We start from the raw sequence: 18,451 nt of genomic DNA, 5'->3' as shown, positions 1-18,451 counted from the left end.
GGACCCGGGGCCACGGTGCGTGTCAGACTCGCACCGTGACGGGGACGGCCGAGCGGGGACGGCGCCTGCCGGCGCCGGTCCGGTGGGGTGAGCTGCGGACGTGGGCGGCCGCGGTCGACCCGGGGCACACCCGGCTCCACCTGGCCTCGGTCGCGACCGCGGCGATGCTGCTCGCCGCCGTCGTCGCGAGCGTGCTGCGGGCGCTGACCGGGCAGCCGGTCACGATCGTGCTGTTCTCCGTCGTGCTGGCGATGATCAGCAACCTGGCGGTGAACGAGAACGACCTGGGACGACGACGGGTCACCACCGCCCTGATGGTCCTGCCCGCCGCCGCGTCGGCGACGCTGTCGGCGGTGCTGTCGACCAACCGGGTCGCGGCCGACGTCGTGTTCGTGCTGGTCATGATGGTCGCCGTCGCGGTGCGCCGGTACGGGCCGCGCGGTGTCGCGCTGGGCATGGCCGCGTTCATGCCGTTCTTCTTCGTGCAGTTCCTGCACGCCGGGCCCGGCGAGCTCCCGTTCCTGCTGGCCGGGGCGGTGATCGGGATCGGGAGCACCTTCCTGTTGCGCTGCCTGGTGTTCACCCGCCGTTCCGAGGTCGTGCTCGACGCGCTGTTCCGGGCGTTCGAGGCGCGGCTGCACGCGCTGCTGCTGGCCGCGGTCGAGGCGGTGGGTACGACCGGGGGCGAGCCCGATCTCGACCCGCTGCTGCGCGCCCAGGCGCGGCTGAACGAGACCGCGCTGCTGGTGACCGACCGGCTCGACGAGACCACCGACGACCGCCCGGACGACGGCGCCGACGGCACCACCGGGGACGGCACCGACGACACCCTGGGCCCCGTGGCGGGCCTGCGGCAGTGGGTCATCGACTCCGAGCTCGCCGCCGAACGGGTCGCCATGTCGGTCCGCCGCTCGGTGGAGCACCACGACCCGGTCCCCGACCAGGACCGGGCCGCGCTGGCCGAGGGACTGCGGGCACTCGCCGCGGCGACCGCGGTGGGGACGCCCGGTGCGATCGCCGCCCGCCTCTACGACGACGCGCGGAGCGCGGTCACCGGCATCGTGGACCGGCCGTCGGGTGCCGGTCCGGCCGCCCGTGAGCAGCGGATCGGCTTCGCCGTCGTCCGGCTCGCCGACGCGATGCAGACCACCGTCGAGCAGGCCCGGCTGCGGATCGCCGAGCACCACGACACCGAGCGCGAGACCGCGGGCGGCGACCCCGTCCCGTCCCCCGACCACACCGGGGACGCACCGGCGGTCCGCGACCGCTTCGACGGGCTCGCCCTGCACACCCGCCAGGCCGTGCAGGTCGGCGTCGCCACCAGCCTGGCGATCGTGGTGGGCGAGCTGATCTCCCCGGCCCGCTGGTACTGGGCGGTGATCGCGGCGTTCGTGGTGTTCGCGGGTACCGCCAGCCGTGGCGACGGGCTGAGCCGCGGCTGGGCCCGCGCGGTCGGCACCGCGGGCGGTGTCGTGGCCGGGATGCTGCTGGCGCTGCTGGTGGGCGGCAACGTCGTCGCCAGCCTCGCGCTGCTGTTCGTCTGCGTGTTCCTCGCGCTCTACCTGGTGCGGATCTCGCAGGCGATGATGGCGTTCTGGATCACCGCGGTGCTGGCGCTGCTCTACGGGGTGATCGGCCAGTTCAGTGTGCAGACCCTGGTGCTGCGGGTGGAGGAGACCGTCGTCGGTGGGGCGCTGGGGATGCTCGCCGCCTACCTGGTCCTGCCCACCCGGTCGCGCACGGCGTTCGCGGAGGCCCTCGACGACGCCCTCACCGCCGTCGACGTGTCCCTGCGCACCTCGGTCGACGCGGCGCTGGGCCGGCCCGGCGCCGGGGACCCCCTGGAGAAGGCCCGTGCCGTGGACACCGCGGTCGCCACCGTCCGGGCCCGTGCGGTACCGCTGGAGCACCCGGTCGCGCGCAGGCCGCTGCGCCGCGGGGTGCACCACACCGTCCGGGTGGTCGGCGCGATCGACCACTACACCCGCCTGCTCGCCGCCCAGGCCGCGACCGCGTCGGTGCCCGGCTGGGCCGCCACCCTGGTGCCCGCGGCGGAGCGGGTGCGCGCCGACGTCGACGGCCTGCGCCGCATCCTCGACGACGGCTGGGGCCCGGCCGACCGCCGCGAGCACGCCGCCGGGGCGGCACCCGCCGACTACGGCGTCGGCTCGGCGGAGGAGCTGCTCGCCGCCGCCGCGCCCGACGCGGCCTCCTGGACGCCCACCGGCGCCGGGCCCGAGCGCACGCGCCGGCTGGCCGCCGCGCGGCTGCTGCGCCGGATCGACCAGCTGGCCGTCGGGCTGGCCCGGGAGCTGTGCGGCCGGACCTGGAGCGAACCGGCACCCGCCGCACGCGGCGCCGGTCACGCGGACGGGTCGGGGACCGCGGCCGCGGGTTAGGGTCCGGCCCGTGATCTCCGTGAGTACCCACGACGACGTCGGTCTGATCGAGCTGAACCGCCCCGAGCGCCGCAACGCGCTGGACATCGCGACCTGCCGGCAGCTGGTCGACGCGGCCGCCGAGGTCCGCGCGGCGGGGGCGCGGGCCGTCGTCGTCGCCGGCAACGGGCCGGCCTTCTGCTCCGGCGCGGACTTCGGCGAGGTCTACACGGCCGAGTTCCTCGATGCGCTCTATGCGGGGCTGCACGCGGTCGCCGACCTGCCGATGCCGACCGTCGCCGCGGTGACCGGGCCCGCGATCGGCGGTGGCCTGCAGCTGGCCCTGGCGTGCGACCTGCGGGTCGCGGCCCCGGAGGCGGTGTTCGGGCTGCCCACCACGCGCCTCGGGCTGGCCGTGGACCCGTGGACGATCCAGCGGCTGGTGCAGATCGCCGGCGGCGGCACGGCCCGCAGCCTGCTGCTGGCCTGCGCCACCGTCGACGCCACCACCGCCCACGCCCGGGGTCTGGCCGACACCCTCGGAGACCGCGACGCCGCGCTCGCCCTGGCCCGTGACATCGCCACCATGGCCCCGCTGACCCTGGCCTACAACAAGCGGTCGGTGGACGCGTTCGGCCACGGCGGCCACACCGACCAGGCGATGGTCGACGGCCTCACCGAGCAGTTCCGCGGCTGCTGGGCCGCCGAGGACATCGCCGAGGGTCGCGCCGCCCGGACCGAGAAGCGCGCACCGGTGTTCCGGGGACGCTGACCGGGAGACCGGACGGCGCGGCGACCGTCCGACGCATCTGGTGCACCGCCGATCGGCGGTACGGGACTCACCCGTTCAGTCCAAGATCATGTCGGGCTACCGTGTGGAACCAACCGGTCGCACTGTGCATCCGGGGCGGTCCGGACGGGCCGAGGACGTCGGGCCCGGGTCCGGCGGAGGGGTGGACGGATGCGGGCACGGGAGCGGAGCCGGATCGCCGGGCTCCTCGCGGCGGGCGTCGCGCTGACCGGTGCCCTGACCGCCGGACTCCTGACGGGTCCCGCCCTCGCCGAGCCGTCGGAGCAGCCCGACCCCACCGACCGGCAGGTCGCCACCGGTCTGCTCGTCCCCGGCACCCCGTGCACCTCGTCGGCGCGCGCCTGCGTGGATCTCGCGAGCCGGTCCAGCTGGCTGTTCGAGGCGGGCCGGGTCGTGGCCGGGCCGGTCACCATGCGTCCCGGCGACCCGGAGGCACCCACGCCGACCGGGACCTTCGCCGTGCAGTGGAAGGCCGAGCAGTGGACCAGCCGGGAGCGGCTGACCCAGATGCCCTGGTCGGTGTTCTTCGCCCAGGGCGGGATCGCCTTCCACCAGGGCGACCTCTCCACGCCGTCGGCAGGCTGCGTGAAGCTCGCCGAGGCCGATGCGCGCCAGTGGTTCGGCCACCTGCAGGTCGGCGACCAGGTGCAGATCCACTGAGTCGCGCCCGGGTGTGAGCCATCTCCCGCAGGGGTTCTACGCGCAGTAGAAAGGTTCGCGTAGGATGACCTTCGTGACGAGTCTGGGCGAGTTGGAGCGGGCGGTCATGAACGTCCTCTGGGAGACCGAGCGGGACATGACCGCCCGTGAGGTGCAGGACCAGCTCTCCGACCGCGACCTGGCCACGACGACCGTGCTCACCGTCCTCGGTCGGCTCGAGCGCAAGCAGCTCGTCCGGCGGATCCGCGACGGCCGCGCCCACCACTACCGCCCGGTGGCCAGCCGGGAGGACCACGTGGCCGAGCTGATGACCGACGCGCTCGACGACACGTCCGACCGGGGCGCCGCCCTCGCGCGGTTCCTCGGCTCCATGTCGGAGGAGGAGCGGTCGCGGTTGCGCGACCTGCTCGGCTGAGCGACCGACGGTCCACGAGCCTGTCCGGTCGCGGGGGTGATGCGGCGCCGCGCCGCGCACTCCGCGACGATGTGAGGCGATGCAGCTGACCGCGCTCGGACTCGGACTGCTCGGCGTACTGCTCGCCGAGCCGGTCAGCCGTGCCCTGGCCCGGGCGCGATGGCCCGGCCGCGACCCCGTCGGTGCGCTGCTGCTGTGGCAGGCCGTCGGGCTCGGCGGGGGGATCTCGCTGTTCGGCGCGGGGCTGGCCTACGGGCTCTCGCCGATGGGGCCCAGCCTGCCCACGGCGGCGGCCGCGCTGTCGGCGTCGCTGGCGGTGGGCGAGTGGCCGGACCGGATGGACCCGCTGCACGTGGGCGCGCTGCTGATCGCGCTCGGGGTGCTGCTGCGGCTGCTGTCGGTCCTGGTGATCACCACCGTGCGGACCCTGCGGGCCCGCCGTCGCCACCGCGACCTGCTCGACGTGCTCGCCACGCCCTGGCCGCACGCCTCCGGTACCCGCGTCCTCGACCATCCCGTCCCGGTCGCCTACTGCCTGCCCGGGCGCAGTTCCCGGCTGGTGGTGTCGGCGGGGGTGCTGGACACGCTCGACACCGCCGGGGTCGTCGCGGTGCTGGCCCACGAGCGGGCGCACCTGCGCGAGCGGCACGACCTGGTCGTGCTCCCGTTCGTCGCCTGGGGGGCGACGGCGCCGTTCGTGCGCGGCATGGTGCACGCCCAGCTCGCGGTGGCCCGGCTGATCGAGATGCGGGCCGACGACGTCGCGCGCCGTCTGTGCGACCCCACCGAGCTGGCGACCGCGCTCAAGGCCGTCGGCGGGTCCGCACCGGCCGCGGCGCTCTCGTCGTTCACCGACGCGCTGGAGGCCCGGATCGACCGGATCACCGCTCCGCCGCCGCCGCTGCCGCGCGTCGTGCACGGGCTGATCCGGTTGGTGGCGCTCGCGCTGGTCGCGGTGCCGGTCTGGCTGCTGGTCGCTCCGTGAGCCCCCCGGTGCCGTCCCCGGTGCGGGCCTTCCCCGGGGCCGAGGCGCTGCTGCGGGTGCACGCGGCGTCGCTGCCCCAGCCCGACCAGCTGGCGGGGCCGTTCGTCGCCCGGCTGCTCGTGGCCGCGCTGTCGCCGCTGCCGGCGCCGACGGTGGCCGCCTTCGCCCACGCGGCGGGGACCCGGGTGCGGGCGGGCGACGACGCGTCCGACCGGCCGCCCGGGGCCCCCGCGGACCCCGACTACCTGAGGGGGCTCCCGCCCGCCGCGGACGACGAGTGGGCGGGTACCCCGGTGGCCGGGCTCGGGCGCGCGGTCGAGGAGTTCTCCGGGGAGTCGCTCGCGGCCGTCCCGGCGTCGGGGGAGTGGACCGGGGGAGCTCTGGTGGCCCTGCTCGATGCCGCCACGACCGACGACGCGGCCGGCCCGGTGGGGGTGCTGGTGGAGCTGGCGACCGGGGAGCTCGGGGCCGCGGCCACCTCGGTCGCCGACCTCGACGCCGGGGCCCGGCCGGGGCCGGACTGGTCGGCGGCCGCGCACGTCGTCGCGCTGTGGGGGCGCCGGGACGGGCCGGGCGGCCCGCTGCTCGCCGTCGCCGACACCTACCCGCAGCTCGGGTCGCCGGACCTGGGGCCGGGGCTGCACCTGCAGCCCGCGGACCGGGTCGCGGCCGCGCTCGGCCACGGGGGGCTGGTCCTGGTCGGGCCGGCCTCGCGCCGGGCGGACCTGGCCGCGGCGGTCGAGGGCGCCGGGCTGCGGGTGCGCTGGTGGGACGACCCCGCCTGACCTCAGGCGCCGTGCGTCTGGAACAGCGTGGCGCCGCCCCGGTCCTCGGCCAGCAGGGCCCGGGTGGCCGCGACGTTGCGGGCCTGCGCGGCCGCCAGCGCCGCCGGGCTGCGCCGGACCCACCGGCGCTGCACCGCGATCGCCCGTGCCAGCACGGCGACCGCCACCTCCCAGCCGGGGCTGCGGCGCAGGCCCAGCCCGGTGGTCACCGCGGCGCCGTGGAAGCGCCGGGCCAGCGCCTGCAGCAGGCGGCGTCCCTGCGGGGCGGGTAGCCGCAACGGCTCGACGAGCAGCGCGGCGACGGCGTCGACGAGCGCGCCGGCCAGCGCGCGCGACTCGGCCACCGGCGGACCGGTGACGGCGGTGACCAGGGCGTCGAGCTCCTCGGCGGCGGCGTGCGAGGTGATGTCGCGGACCAGCTCGCGGTCGATGCCGAGCTGGTGGGCCAGCAGGTGCCAGCAGGCGTAGACCTCGGCGGTCTCGGCGCGGGTGAGCCCGAACCCGATCGTCGCCTCGGCACGCATCGAGACGAGGGTGAAGTCCAGCCACGTCCGGACCAGGTCGACCTGATTGACCGGGGTGCCGTGCACCGCCTCGTCCAGGCCGCGGTCGCGGGCGAGCAGGCGCATCCGGGCGTGCAGCACCCGGACCTGGAGGGTGCCGACGTAGCCCGGGCTGCCGGGACGCATGCCACCGGGCAGGGTGGCGGCGAGCAGCCAGGTCCCGGTCTCGGTGAGACGGCGCTCGGCGGACTCCACCAGCCGTCCGGTGGTGCCGAGCAGCACCGCGATCGACGGGGAACCGTAGGTGCGCAGCAGCGCCCCGGCCGAGAGCGACAGGGTGTGCACGGCGGGCGGGGCGGTGAACGACGGCCGGATCCCGGTGTCGAGCACGGCGGGGTCGACGCCCTCGGGCAGCGACTCGGCGGAGGTGAGCAGGGCGGCGACGGCGGGGGAGGGATCGCGGAGTGCGGCGAGCCCGTCGCGGATGCCGCGTTGCAGCTGGGCGGTGAGGGCGCGACCGCGGTCGCGCCCCGCGGCACGGATCTCGGCGACGACGGCGTCGGCGAGCGGGTCGCCCGCGGCCCTGGCGTGCAGCGCGAGGTCGGCCCGTCCGGGACCGAAGCGGGCGGCGAGGGCGTCGCGGTCGAGCGTCCCCGACGGTCGGGTGCTGGTCACGGGAGCCGGTCCTCCTGGGGCTGGTGGGCGTCGTGGGCGCCGAGTCCGGCTCCGGCGAGCAGCCGGGCCATCCGCGCGCGCAGCTCGGGCTCGGTGGGGGTGACGGGTGCGAACGCGGCCAGTGCGGACAGGCCGAAGACCCCGGCGAACAGCTCGCGGGCCCGCTCCCGGTTCCCGACGTGGTCCTGGATGAGGTCGACCAGCGCCGCGTCGGGCTCCGCGGCGGCCGGGTCGGCGGCACCGCCGTGCCCCCGGGCGACCCGCACGCGCAGCTCCAGCATGGTCAGGAACTCGGTGCGGCGGGCGCCGAGCAGGTCGACCAGGTAGGCGGTGCAGGCGTCGAGCAGGGTCAGCTCGCCGGTGCGGCTGCGGCGGGTCAGCTCGCCCAGCCGCGCGACCGCGTCGCGTTCCAGCTCGGCGGCGACGGCCCCGAGCAGGGCGTCGACGGTGCCGAAGTGGTACGTCGCCGACGCGGCCGACGCCCCCGCCCGGTCCGCGACCCGGCGCAGCGTGAGGCGGTCGAAGCCGTGCGCGGTCACCACGTCGACGGCGGCCCGCACCAGTGCGCGACGGGTGTCGGCGCCGCGGCGGCGGCGTCCGTCGGGGGATCGGTCGGTCATGACGACAAACTATCTGTACAACCAGACAGATTCCAGGGCCGTCGGCGGAACACGGTTCCGCGACGACGCGCTGCACCCGCGCAGCGGGCGTAGCGTGGAGTTCGTGCCCGTCACACCTGACCTTCCCCGTACCGTCGGTGCGCTGCGTGCGTCCGGCCACGTACAGCGACCTGTGAAGCACGAGATCCGCGACAACCTGCTGGCGGCCCTGCGCGAGGGCCGCGACCCCTGGCCCGGCATCGTCGGCTTCGACGACACCGTCGTCCCGCAGCTCGAGCGGGCCCTGATCGCCGGCCACGACCTCGTCCTGCTCGGTGAGCGGGGCCAGGGCAAGACCCGGCTGCTGCGCTCGCTGGCCGGCCTGCTCGACGAGTGGGCGCCGGTCATCGAGGGCTCGGAGATCGGTGAGCACCCCTACGAGCCGATCGTGCCCGCCTCGATCCGCCGCGCCGCCGAGCTCGGCGACGAGCTGCCGGTCGTCTGGGTGCACCGCGACCACCGCTACACCGAGAAGCTGGCCACGCCGGACACCTCGGTCGCCGACCTGATCGGCGACGTCGACCCGGTCAAGGTCGCCGAGGGGCGGTCGCTGGGCGATCCCGAGACCATCCACTTCGGCCTCGTCCCGCGGTCGCACCGCGGGATCGTGGCCATCAACGAGCTGCCCGACCTGGCCGAACGCATCCAGGTCGCTCTGCTCAACGTGATGGAGGAGCGCGACATCCAGGTCCGCGGCTACACGTTGCGGCTGCCGCTGGACGTGCTGCTCGTGGCCAGTGCGAACCCCGAGGACTACACCAACCGGGGGCGAATCATCACCCCGCTCAAGGACCGGTTCGGTGCCGCGGTCCGCACCCACTACCCGCTCGAGCTGGCCCCCGAGGTCGAGCTCGTCGCCCAGGAGGCCGACCTCGTCGCCCAGGTGCCGCGGCACCTGCTGGAGGTCGTCGCCCGGTTCACCCGGCACCTGCGCGACTCCTCCGCGGTCGACCAGGGCTCCGGGGTGTCGGCACGGTTCGCCGTCGCCGTCGCCGTCGCCGTCGCCGCGGCCGAGACCGTGGCCGCGGCGGCGCTGCGCCGGGCCGCGCTGACCGGCGAGGACACGCCCTACGCCCGGCCGGTCGACCTGGAGTCGGTCCCCGCCGTGCTCCGCGGCAAGATCGAGTTCGCGTCGGGGGAGGAGGGGCGCGAGGACGAGGTCCTCGAGCACCTGCTGCGCCGCGCGACCGCCGACACCGCCCGGTTCGCGCTGCGCGGGGTCGACCTCGACGAGCTCGCCGTCGCGGTCTCGACCCGCCCGGTCCGGACCGGGGAGCGGATCCCGGCCCAGGACGTCGTCGCGGCGCTGCCGCAGGTCGACGCCCTGACCGAGATCGCGGCGAGGCTCGGCGCCGAGGGGACCGAGGACCCGGGCCCGATGGCCTCGGCCGCGGAGCTGGCGCTGGAGTACCTGTTCCTGACCCGCAAGCTGGCCAAGGACGAGAGCGACGACGGCGACACGGTGTCGTATGGCTGATCCCAGGCGTCGTCGACGCCGTTACGCCTACGGCCCCTACGCCGGCGGGCCCGACCCGCTGGCGCCGCCCTACGACATCCGCGCGGCCATGGACCAGATCGGCCGCGACGTGTCGCCGCGCCAGGCGCTGCAGGAGCTGCTGCGCCGCGGCCTCGACGGACGGCGCGGTCTGGACGACCTCACCCGCCGGGTGTGGGAGCGGCGCCGCGACCTGCAGCGCGACAACCGGATCGACGGCACCCTGCAGGAGGTCCGTGAGCTGCTCGCGCGGGCGCTGGACGCCGAGCGGGAGTCGCTGGGCAACGAGGACTCCGACGACGCGCGGTTCCGGGAGATGCAGCTCGACGCCCTGCCGCCCGACACCGGCGGCGCGGTGCGGGAGCTGGGCGGGTACGACTGGCGGTCCTCCGACGCGCGGCAGGCCTACCAGGAGATCCGCGACCTGCTCGGCCGGGAGATGCTCGACCAGCGCTTCCAGGGCATGAAGCAGGCCATGCAGAACGCGACGCCGGAGGACGTCGAGCGGATCAACGCGATGCTCGACGACCTCAACGACCTGCTCGACCGGCACGCCCGCGGCGAGGACACCACCGAGCAGTTCGCCGAGTTCATGCGCGCCCACGGCGAGCACTTCCCGGAGAACCCGCAGAGCACCGAGGAGCTCGTCGACGCGCTCGCCGCCCGCGCCGCCGCGGCCCAGCGGATGATGAACTCGATGTCGGCCGAGCAGCGCGCCGAGCTGGCCGAGCTGGCCCAGCAGGCCTTCGGCGACCCGCGGCTGTCGCAGTCGCTGGCCCGGCTCGACGCGCAGCTGCAGGGTCTGCGCCCGGGCGAGGACTGGTCCGGTGAGGGGAACTTCCGCGGCGAGAACCCGATGGGCATGGGCGAGGCGACCCGCGCGATGGAGGAGCTGGGGCAGCTCGACGCCCTGGCCGAGCAGCTCGCGCAGAGCTACCCCGGCGCGCGGATGGAGGACATCGACCTCGACGCGCTCACCGAGATGCTCGGGCCCGAGGCCGCCGCCGACGCCCGCACCCTCGCCGAGCTGGAACGCGAGCTGCAGCGCCAGGACCTGTTCCGCCGCGCCCCCGACGGGTCGCTGCTGCTCTCGCCCAAGGCGCTGCGCACGCTCGGGCAGTCGGTACTGCGCGACGTCGCCGACCGGATCTCCGGGCGGCAGGGACAGCGCGACACCCGGCGGGCCGGCGCGGCGGGCGAGGCGACCGGGGCGACCCGGCCGTGGGCGTTCGGCGACACCCAGGCCTGGTCGGTGCCCCGGACGCTGCTCAACGCCCAGCTCCGCCGCGCCGGCGGCGACGACCGGGCACTCGACGTGTCCGACGTCGAGATCGTCGAGACCGAGCAGCGCACCCGGGCCGCGGTGACCCTGCTGGTCGACACGTCGTGGTCGATGGTCGCCGAGGGGCGCTGGGTCCCGATGAAGCGCACCGCCCTGGCCCTGCACCAGCTCATCTCCACCCGGTTCCGCGGCGACGACCTGTCCCTGATCACCTTCGGCCGGCACGCGCAGACCGTCGACCTGGCCGAGCTGATCGGGCTGGAGGGCGTGTACATGCAGGGCACCAACCTGCACCACGCCCTGCTGCTGGCCCGCGAACGGCTGGCCCGCCAGCCCGACGCGACGCCGGTGGTCCTGGTGGTCACCGACGGCGAGCCGACCGCGCACCTGGAGCCCGACGGCGAGGCGTTCTTCGACTATCCGCCCAGCCCGTACACCCTGCGGGCCACCGTCGACGGCCTCGACCGGCTGATCGGCATGGACGCCGCCTTCACGTTCTTCGTGCTCGGCGACGACCCCGGGCTGCTGTCGTTCGTCAACCGGCTCGCCCGCCGCGCCGGGGGACGGGTGGTGCAGCCCGACCTCGACGGCCTGGGCGCCGAGGTCGTCTCGGACTACCTGCGCCGCCGGACCGGCTGAGGCGCCCCGCCCGGACGTCAGCGAGCCCGCAGGGCCTCCAGGATCAGCGCGACCACCCGGGGGGCGCGGTGGTCCCACTGGTCCTGCGGGATCCGGGCCAGCCCGGTGAGCAGCACCTCCACATCGGCCACCTCGACGTCGTCACGGACCACACCCGCGGCCCGGCCCGCGGTGAGCAGGGCCGAGAAGGCGGCAGCGAGCCGGGTGTGCTGGTCCGTGCTCAGATCCCGCCACGCGGTCGCGGTCAGGGCGACCATCACCCCGCGCTTGACCCGCACGTAGTCCAGCAACCGGTCCAGGTACCGGGTCAGCGCGATCCACGGCGGATGGGCGGCCAGCAGCGCGGTGGCCGTGTCGGCCAGCTCCCCCACCTCGGTGCGGTAGACCTCGACCAGGAGGTGCTCGCGGGTCGGGAAGTGCCGGTAGAGCGTGCCCTGGCCGACCCCGGCGGCGCGGCCGATGGCGCTGAGCGCCACCCCGTCCGGGTCCGCTCCGGCCGCGGCCAGGGCGGACCGGGCCGCGCCGACGATCCGTTCCCGGTTGGCCCGGGCGTCGGCCCGGGGTTCCCGCAGCGACATCGCGACTCCCTAACCGGACAGCTGTCCGGTACGCTCGGACGAGTAAGCGGACAACTGTCAGGTTAGTCGAGGAGCCGGGATCATGAGCGGGATCGAGAACGAGGTCGTGGCCATCACCGGGGCCAGCAGCGGGATCGGGGCGGCCACGGCGCGGGAGCTGGCCGCCCGTGGAGCCGCGGTCGTCCTGGGGGCCCGGCGTACCGACCGGTTGGACGCGGTGGCCGAGGAGATCCGCCGGGCGGGCGGCCGGGCCGAGACCGTCACGGTCGACGTCACCCGGCGGGCGGACGTGCAGACCCTGGTCGACCGGGCGGTGGACCGGTTCGGGCGGCTGGACGTGCTGGTCGCCAACGCGGGGATCGCCCGGACCGCGCCGCTGGCCGACCTCGACGTCGACGACTGGGATGCCATGATCGACTCCAACCTGCGCAGCGTCCTGCACGGGATCGCCGCGGCCCTGCCGGTGTTCCGCAGACAGGGTCGCGGGCACCTGGTCACGGTGGTGTCCACCTCCGGCATCCAGATCGTTCCCACCCAGGGCGTGTACGCCGGCACCAAGAACGCGGTGCGCACCCTGGTGGAGGCGTTGCGCCAGGAGTCCACCGACGGGGTGCTGCGCACGACCTCGGTGTCGCCGGGCTACGTGCGGACCGAGCTGGTCGACTCCGTCGTCGACCCCGAGCTGCGGGCCCGCTACCAGCGCGACATGGCCGACAAGGGCATCGATCCGGCCGCGGTGGCGCGAGCGATCGCCTTCGCGATCGACCAGCCCGACGACGTGGAGATCGGCGAGCTGGTCATCCGCCCGACCCGGCAGGGCTGACCGGCGGTCACGACACGTGCTGCCGGAGGAGCCGCGGCCGGTCACCTGTGCGGCCGACCTCGACCGGCGGCACCGCGAGGTGGTCCCCGACGACCCGGGCACCCGCATGCGCCGGCGACCGGTGGGTCCGGAGCCGGTCCGGCTCGGTCAGACCGGCCGGTCGCCGCTGCGGTGCAGGTGCTCCGCCGCCCAGCTCCGCAGCGTCGTCGGGGTCGTCGACACCGCGTCGCGGCGCTGCTCGGGGAGGTACCCGGGGGCCGAGAGGCCCTCCGCCATCCCGGCGACCGCGTCGATCTCCGGTGCGGTCATGCCGAGGCCGGCCAGCATCGACCGGAACTCGGCGCGGGGCAGGTGCACCGCCCGCACCGGGTGCCCCACGACCTCGCCGAGCTCCGCCGCGGCCTGGCCGAAGGTGATGTCGGCCGGCCCGTGCACCGCCTGCACCACCCGCCCCGACCAGACCGGCCCGAGCAGACGCACCGCGGCGACGGCGGCGATGTCACCGGGCGCGACCCACGGCAACGCGTGGTCGAGCGGCCACGGCGTCGACAGCGTCCCGTCGGCGATCTCCCCGGCCGACGTCATCAGGTTGGACATGAAGTAGCCGCACCGCAGGTGCAGCACCGGGGCGCCGGTCGCGTCCAAGGCCTGCTCGGTCGCGGCGAGACCGTCGATGTCCCCCGCCCCGCGCCGCAGCTCCGCCCCGCCGCTGCTCTGGAACACCGTCGCGCCGACCCCGTTGCGGCGCACGGACTCCGCGACGGCAGCCGCGCAGGCCGACTGGTGGGCGAGCGGGTCGGTGCCGGGCGCGGCGGGCGGGTTCACCCAGTACAGCCGGTCCGCCCCGAGCGTGGCGCCGACGACGGAGTCGGCGTCGGTCTGGTCGGCGACCACCGGCTCGACCAGCCCGGCGAGGTCCGGGGGGAGCCGGGCCGGGTCGCGGACCAGGGCCACCGGGCGCACGCCGGCCTGCACGAGCAGGCGCAGCACCCGCGACCCGACCGTGCCGGCCGCCGTCGTCACCACGATGCGCATGACCGCACCGTCGCACGGGGGTCCGACAGCCACACCCGTCCATCGGTGGCCACACCGGTCACGACGGGTGTGGCCACCCGCGCGGGGGTGTGGCTCAGCCGAGCCAGGGGCGGGCGAGCCGGTCCCAGGTGCCGTCGGTGCGGGCCGCGCGCAGCCAGGTGTCCACCCGCTCGGTGAACGCCGGGTCCCCGGCGGGGGGTCAGGTAGGCCTTCTCCGAGGTCGTGAACGGGGCGTCGGGGTGCACCGCGCACAGCACCCCGGGGTGCTGCGCGGCCTGCCAGCGGGTCTCGATCGCGTCGGTGACCATGACGTCGTCGCGGCCGGCGACGATCTCGTCGAAGATCGTGGAGTTGTCCGGGTGGTCGACGATCGTCGCGCGGGTGAACGTCTCCCGGGCGAAGCGCTCGTTGGTGCCGCCCGGGTTCACCACCGCGCGCACCCCGGGCCGGTCGATGTCGGCGACGGTGTCGTAGCGGGCGACGTCGGGGCACCGCACGATCGGCGTCTTGCCGTCGCGCAGGTAGGGCTCGGTGAACGCGGCCCGCTCGGCCCGGTCGGGGGTGACCGAGACCCCGCCGACGGCGATGTCGCAGCGGTCGGCCACGACGTCGTCGAGCAGGGTCGCCCAGGTCGTGTGCACCAGCTCCGCCCGGGCGCCGAGCTCGGTGGCGAGGTCGCGGGCCATCTCGACGTCGATGCCGGACCAGGTGCCGTCCGCGGCCAGCGCGGTCAGCGGCCGGTAGTCCCCGGTCGAGCAGACCCGCAGCACCTGCGACGACGCCACCCGCTCCAGCCTCGGTGAGGCCGGTCCGGGGGGTGTGCCGCAGCCGGCGACCAGCACGGCGAGCAGCAGGACGATCGGCAGGCGGCGCACGGCCCGGGACCCTAGCCGCCGGACGGCGGAGGCCACGACTCCGGACGCAGGTCGGCGGTGCGGATGCTGCGGACCAGTGCCTCGGCCGGGTCGCTGCGGCGCCGTCCGTGCGCCAGCACCAGCTCCACCGGTCCCAGCCCCGGCAGACCGGCACGGTCGGCGACGATCTCCAGCCCGTCGGGGACCAGCGTCGCGGCGTGCGCGAGCACGCCCAGCCCGGCGAGCGCGGCGGCCCGCAGCCCGGAGAGGCTGCCGCTGGTGCAGGCCATCCGCCACGGCCTGCCCACGGCCTCCAGGGCCCCGACGGCGGCCGTGCGCGACAGGCTCGGTGGGGGATAGGCGACGACCGGGACCGGGTCGTCGGGACCGAGCGCGATCCCCGGTGCCCCCACCCAGACGAACCGGTCGCGGCGGACCACCAGGCGACCGTCGTCGGGGCCGGGGAGGCGCTTGGCGAACATCAGGTCCAGCTCACCGGCGTCGAGGCGGCGTTCCAGGCCCCCGGCCAGGCCGACGGTCAGCTCCAGGTCGACCTCGGGGTGGCGGCGGCGGAAGTCCGCGAGCACGGTGGGCAGCCGGGTCAGCACCAGGTCCTCGGACACCCCGAAGCGCACCCGTCCGTGCACCTGCGACGCCCGGAAGTGCGCCACCGCCCGCTCGCCGGCGTCGAGGATGGTCGCGGCGAAGTCCAGCATGGCCTCGCCGTCGACGGTCAGCGCCACCGAGTGGGTGTCGCGCTCGAGCAGGGGCCGTCCGACCGTCGCCTCCAGCCGACGCACGTGCTGGCTCACGGTCGACTGCCCGACCCCGAGCGTCGCGGCGGCCCGGGTGAAGCTGCGGGCACGCGCGACCGCGACGAAGGACCGCAGCTGGACCGGATCGAGCACCCGGTCATCATAGAACGCGGTCACAGTCATGGTGATCAGTCGGTTTCCCGATGAGACGCGGGCTTGCAGGATGGGACCCATGCGAGTCCGTCCCGACCCCTTCCTGGTGCTGCTCCTCCTGACCGTCGGCGTCGCGTCGCTGGTCCCCGCGCGCGGCGCGGCGGTCGGGGTCGTCGACATCGCCGTCACCGCGGCGATCGCGCTGCTGTTCTTCCTCTACGGCGCCCGCCTGTCCGCCGCCGAGGCGCTGACCGGACTGCGCAACTGGCGCCTGCACGGCACCGTCCTGGTGGCGACGTTCGTCCTGTTCCCCCTGCTGGGGCTGTCGGTGCTGCTGCTGCCGGAGTGGCTGCTGCCCGCGCCGCTCGCGGCCGGGGTCGTGTTCCTGTGCTGCCTGCCCTCGACCGTGCAGTCCTCCATCGCCTTCACCGGCATCGCGCGGGGCAACGTGCCCGCGGCGATCGTCGCGGCGTCGGTGTCGAACGTGCTCGGGGTGTTCCTCACCCCGGTCCTCGCCGCGCTGCTGCTGGCGACCAGCGGCGGGTTCGACGCGTCGAGCTTCGGCGACATCGCGCTGCGCCTGCTGGTGCCCTTCCTCGCCGGACAGGCCGCGCGCCCGCTGATCGGCCGGTTCGTGGCCCGGCACCGGAAGCGGCTGTCGCTGGTCGACCGCGGGTCGATCCTGCTCGTCGTCTACGCCGCGTTCAGCGAGGGCGTGGTCGCCGGGATCTGGGGACGCCTCACCCCGGTGTCGCTGCTGGTCCTGCTCGGCGTCTGCCTGGTGCTGCTCGTGCTGGTGCTCGTGGCGACCTCCGTCGGGGCCCGTGCGCTCGGGTTCGACGACGCCGACCGGATCGCGATCGTGTTCTGTGGGTCGAAGAAGTCCCTGGCCAGCGGGCTGCCGATCGCCGGCGTGCTGTTCGGCGGCCCCGCCGGGGCGCTCGTGGTGCTGCCGCTGATGCTGTTCCACCAGATCCAGCTGATGGCCTGCGCGGTGATCGCCGAGCGGGTCGGGCGGCGTCGCGGGGTGCTCGACACCGAGCACGCCGCCGGAGCACCATCGCAGGCGTGACGCCGTCCGACTGCCGCCGCTGCGGCGCCCCCGGTCCCGACGCCGCCGGGGTCGCCGCCGTCGCGGGGTGGGTGACCGACCGCGACGAGCAGGGTCGCGACGGGCGGCTGTGCCCGGCCTGCGCGCGCCGCCACGTCCGCGACATCGAGTCCAAGCTCGACCCGCGGTGGTGGTGACCCCACGGTCCCGGGTTCCCGCCCGTGTGGCCGGCGCCGCGCCCGTCCCGGAATCTGCGACGGACGACGCACGTTCGCATCCGTGACCGCTTCCGAGAGCTAGGTAGGTTTGACCGTATGGAGACCTGGGCCCCGACCGACGTCCCGGCACTGGAGGGCAGTGGCCCGCCGCTGCGCCTGCACGACACCGCCACCGGCCGGGTCCGGCCCACGGCGCCCGGTCCGGTCGCGACGATGTACGTCTGCGGGATCACCCCCTACGACGCGACCCACCTCGGCCACGCCGCCACCTACCTGACCTTCGACCTGGTCCACCGCTACTGGCGCGACCTCGGTCACGAGGTGCACTACGTCCAGAACGTCACCGACATCGACGAGCCGTTGCTGGAGCGTGCCGAGCGCGACCAGGACGACTGGATCGTGCTGGGCCTGCGCGAGACCGCCCTGTTCCGCGAGGACATGGAGGCGCTGCGCGTCCTGCCGCCCCGCGAGTTCATCGGCGCGGTCGAGGCGATCCCGGAGATCGCCGAGCTCGTCGAGAAGCTGGTCGCGTCCGGCGCGGCCTACCGGATCGACGACCCCGACCACCCCGACGTCTACCACGACGTCACCGCCACCGGGCACTTCGGCTACGAGTCGAACTACGACCTCGACACCATGCTGAGGTTCTCCGCCGAGCGCGGGGGTGACCCGGACCGGCCGGGCAAGCGCAACCGGCTCGACCCGCTGCTGTGGCGCACCGCGCGCCCCGGTGAGCCCGCCTGGGACTCCGGTCTCGGCCGCGGCCGCCCCGGCTGGCACGTGGAGTGCGCCGCGATCGGGCTGAACCGGCTCGGCCCGCAGATCGACCTCAACGGCGGCGGCTCGGACCTGATCTTCCCGCACCACGAGTGCGGCGCCCTGCACGCCGAGTCCCTCACCGGCGAGCACCCGTTCGCCCGGCACTACGTGCACACCGGGATGATCGGGCTCGACGGGGAGAAGATGTCGAAGTCCAAGGGCAACCTGGTCTTCGTCTCCAAGCTGCGCAACGCCCGCGTCGACCCGAACGTCATCCGGGTCGCGCTGCTCGACGGCCACTACCGCACCGACCGGTCCTGGACCGACGAGGTGCACGCGAAGGGCGACCGGCGGGTGGCGCGCTGGCGGGAGGCCGTCGGCCTCGACGCCGGGCCGGACGCGGCCGAGCTGGTCACCCGGTTGCGGACCCACCTCGCCGACGACCTCGACACCCCCGGTGCGCTCGCCGCCGTCGACGCCTGGGCCGAGGAGGCGCTGACCCGCCGCGGTACCGACACCGCCGCCCCGCAGCAGGTGCGCGCCGCGCTGGACGCGCTGCTCGGCGTGCGGCTGTAGCGGTGGCCCGCAACGTGCTGGGCGGCGAGCTGGAGTCGTGCTCGACCGACCCGATGACCGGCTTCCACCGCAACGGGTGCTGCGACACCGGTGGTGAGGACGTCGGGGTGCACACCGTGTGCGCCCGGGTCACCGCGGAGTTCCTGGACTTCTCCCGCGAGCAGGGCAACGACCTGTCCACCCCGCGCCCGCAGTTCGGGTTCCCCGGTCTCGTGCCGGGGGACCGGTGGTGCCTGTGCGCGAGCCGCTGGGCCGAGGCGCTGCACGGGGGTGTGGCGCCGCCGGTGGTGCTGGAGGCCACCCACGCCCGCACCCTGGAGTGGGTCGACCTCGACGACCTGCGGGCGCACGCCGCGGGGTGA

General features: G+C 75.5%; 19 protein-coding genes. 13 read left to right on the top strand and 6 right to left on the bottom strand.

The features are described 5' to 3' along the window. Positions 1 to 35 precede the first annotated feature (35 nt). The 6 genes from KPF47_RS39995 to KPF47_RS09735 all read left to right on the top strand — a co-directional run bounded on the left by KPF47_RS39995 (position 36) and on the right by KPF47_RS09735 (position 6,034). Complete coding sequence (locus tag KPF47_RS39995; RefSeq protein WP_224388252.1) at positions 36 to 2,399, top strand: FUSC family protein; 2,364 nt, start codon at positions 36 to 38, stop codon at positions 2,397 to 2,399. A 10-nt stretch (positions 2,400 to 2,409) separates the two neighbouring features. Then, the gene (locus KPF47_RS09755; RefSeq protein WP_224388249.1) at positions 2,410 to 3,150 is read left to right on the top strand and encodes an enoyl-CoA hydratase; all 741 of its coding nucleotides are present in this window, start codon (positions 2,410 to 2,412) and stop codon (positions 3,148 to 3,150) included. Between the two features lie 189 nt (positions 3,151 to 3,339). Next, positions 3,340 to 3,849: a L,D-transpeptidase gene (locus KPF47_RS09750; RefSeq protein ID WP_224388247.1), complete on the top strand. Its 510-nt coding sequence runs from the start codon at positions 3,340 to 3,342 to the stop codon at positions 3,847 to 3,849. 73 nt (positions 3,850 to 3,922) lie between these two features. Beyond that, a complete protein-coding gene (locus KPF47_RS09745) occupies positions 3,923 to 4,264 on the top strand; it encodes a BlaI/MecI/CopY family transcriptional regulator (protein ID WP_224388245.1) in 342 nt (113 codons plus the stop codon). 79 nt (positions 4,265 to 4,343) lie between these two features. After that, complete coding sequence (locus tag KPF47_RS09740; protein ID WP_224388243.1) at positions 4,344 to 5,249, top strand: M56 family metallopeptidase; 906 nt, start codon at positions 4,344 to 4,346, stop codon at positions 5,247 to 5,249. Continuing rightward, positions 5,246 to 6,034 carry a hypothetical protein gene (locus KPF47_RS09735; protein ID WP_224388241.1) on the top strand — a complete coding sequence of 263 codons (789 nt, stop codon included), beginning with the start codon at positions 5,246 to 5,248 and terminating at the stop codon, positions 6,032 to 6,034. The genes KPF47_RS09740 and KPF47_RS09735 overlap by 4 nt, the downstream gene beginning before the upstream one ends. 2 nt (positions 6,035 to 6,036) lie before the next feature. Here the strand turns inward: KPF47_RS09735 and KPF47_RS09730 are convergent, their stop codons facing one another. Both KPF47_RS09730 and KPF47_RS09725 read right to left on the bottom strand, forming a co-directional pair. Continuing rightward, on the bottom strand, positions 6,037 to 7,212 hold the full coding sequence (locus KPF47_RS09730; RefSeq protein WP_224388239.1) for an oxygenase MpaB family protein: 1,176 nt from the start codon (positions 7,210 to 7,212) through the stop codon (positions 6,037 to 6,039). Further along, positions 7,209 to 7,832 (bottom strand): TetR/AcrR family transcriptional regulator, encoded by a 624-nt coding sequence (locus tag KPF47_RS09725; RefSeq protein ID WP_224388237.1) that lies wholly within the window; start codon positions 7,830 to 7,832, stop codon positions 7,209 to 7,211. Before KPF47_RS09725 ends, KPF47_RS09730 begins: the two co-directional genes overlap by 4 nt. 103 nt (positions 7,833 to 7,935) lie before the next feature. Between KPF47_RS09725 and KPF47_RS09720 the strand changes: the two genes are divergently transcribed. Together KPF47_RS09720 and KPF47_RS09715 are read left to right on the top strand one after the other, a co-directional pair. After that, positions 7,936 to 9,348 carry a sigma 54-interacting transcriptional regulator gene (locus tag KPF47_RS09720; RefSeq protein WP_224388235.1) on the top strand — a complete coding sequence of 471 codons (1,413 nt, stop codon included), beginning with the start codon at positions 7,936 to 7,938 and terminating at the stop codon, positions 9,346 to 9,348. Next, entirely contained in the window at positions 9,341 to 11,287 is a 1,947-nt protein-coding gene (locus KPF47_RS09715; RefSeq protein ID WP_224388233.1) for a VWA domain-containing protein, read from the top strand. The genes KPF47_RS09720 and KPF47_RS09715 overlap by 8 nt, the downstream gene beginning before the upstream one ends. Before the next feature lie 17 nt (positions 11,288 to 11,304). On the opposite strand, the gene KPF47_RS09710 is transcribed toward KPF47_RS09715, so the two are convergent. Continuing rightward, positions 11,305 to 11,865: a TetR/AcrR family transcriptional regulator gene (locus KPF47_RS09710; RefSeq protein ID WP_224388231.1), complete on the bottom strand. Its 561-nt coding sequence runs from the start codon at positions 11,863 to 11,865 to the stop codon at positions 11,305 to 11,307. A gap of 82 nt (positions 11,866 to 11,947) precedes the next feature. Here KPF47_RS09710 and KPF47_RS09705 point away from each other — a divergent pair, with 82 nt between their 5' ends. Then, the gene (locus KPF47_RS09705) at positions 11,948 to 12,688 is read left to right on the top strand and encodes an SDR family oxidoreductase (RefSeq protein ID WP_224388229.1); all 741 of its coding nucleotides are present in this window, start codon (positions 11,948 to 11,950) and stop codon (positions 12,686 to 12,688) included. Positions 12,689 to 12,835: 147 nt separating this feature from the next. Here the strand turns inward: KPF47_RS09705 and KPF47_RS09700 are convergent, their stop codons facing one another. The 3 genes from KPF47_RS09700 to KPF47_RS09690 are packed head-to-tail and all read right to left on the bottom strand — an operon-like array spanning position 12,836 to position 15,485. Next, positions 12,836 to 13,723: an NAD(P)H-binding protein gene (locus KPF47_RS09700; protein WP_224388227.1), complete on the bottom strand. Its 888-nt coding sequence runs from the start codon at positions 13,721 to 13,723 to the stop codon at positions 12,836 to 12,838. After that, positions 13,708 to 14,598, bottom strand: coding sequence for a transporter substrate-binding domain-containing protein (locus tag KPF47_RS09695; RefSeq protein ID WP_224388225.1), 891 nt, complete (start codon positions 14,596 to 14,598; stop codon positions 13,708 to 13,710). Before KPF47_RS09695 ends, KPF47_RS09700 begins: the two co-directional genes overlap by 16 nt. An 11-nt stretch (positions 14,599 to 14,609) precedes the next feature. Next, positions 14,610 to 15,485, bottom strand: a complete 876-nt coding sequence (locus tag KPF47_RS09690) for a LysR family transcriptional regulator (RefSeq protein ID WP_224388223.1) — start codon at positions 15,483 to 15,485, stop codon at positions 14,610 to 14,612. A gap of 79 nt (positions 15,486 to 15,564) precedes the next feature. On the opposite strand from KPF47_RS09690, the gene KPF47_RS09685 reads away from it, so the two are divergent. From KPF47_RS09685 to KPF47_RS09670, 4 genes are all read left to right on the top strand, one after another. Next, positions 15,565 to 16,557 carry a bile acid:sodium symporter family protein gene (locus KPF47_RS09685; protein ID WP_224388221.1) on the top strand — a complete coding sequence of 331 codons (993 nt, stop codon included), beginning with the start codon at positions 15,565 to 15,567 and terminating at the stop codon, positions 16,555 to 16,557. Continuing rightward, positions 16,554 to 16,733: a hypothetical protein gene (locus KPF47_RS09680; RefSeq protein ID WP_224388219.1), complete on the top strand. Its 180-nt coding sequence runs from the start codon at positions 16,554 to 16,556 to the stop codon at positions 16,731 to 16,733. Before KPF47_RS09685 ends, KPF47_RS09680 begins: the two co-directional genes overlap by 4 nt. A 117-nt stretch (positions 16,734 to 16,850) precedes the next feature. Next, positions 16,851 to 18,089 carry a cysteine--1-D-myo-inosityl 2-amino-2-deoxy-alpha-D-glucopyranoside ligase gene (mshC, locus tag KPF47_RS09675; protein ID WP_224388217.1) on the top strand — a complete coding sequence of 413 codons (1,239 nt, stop codon included), beginning with the start codon at positions 16,851 to 16,853 and terminating at the stop codon, positions 18,087 to 18,089. A 2-nt stretch (positions 18,090 to 18,091) separates the two neighbouring features. Continuing rightward, a complete protein-coding gene (locus tag KPF47_RS09670) occupies positions 18,092 to 18,451 on the top strand; it encodes a DUF2237 family protein (protein ID WP_224388215.1) in 360 nt (119 codons plus the stop codon).

The sequence above is a fragment of the Pseudonocardia sp. ICBG1293 genome (assembly GCF_020131355.1).
GTDB lineage: Bacteria > Actinomycetota > Actinomycetes > Mycobacteriales > Pseudonocardiaceae > Pseudonocardia.
Note: the sequence above shows the minus strand (reverse complement) of the source record. Positions and strands in the feature narration are given on the sequence as shown.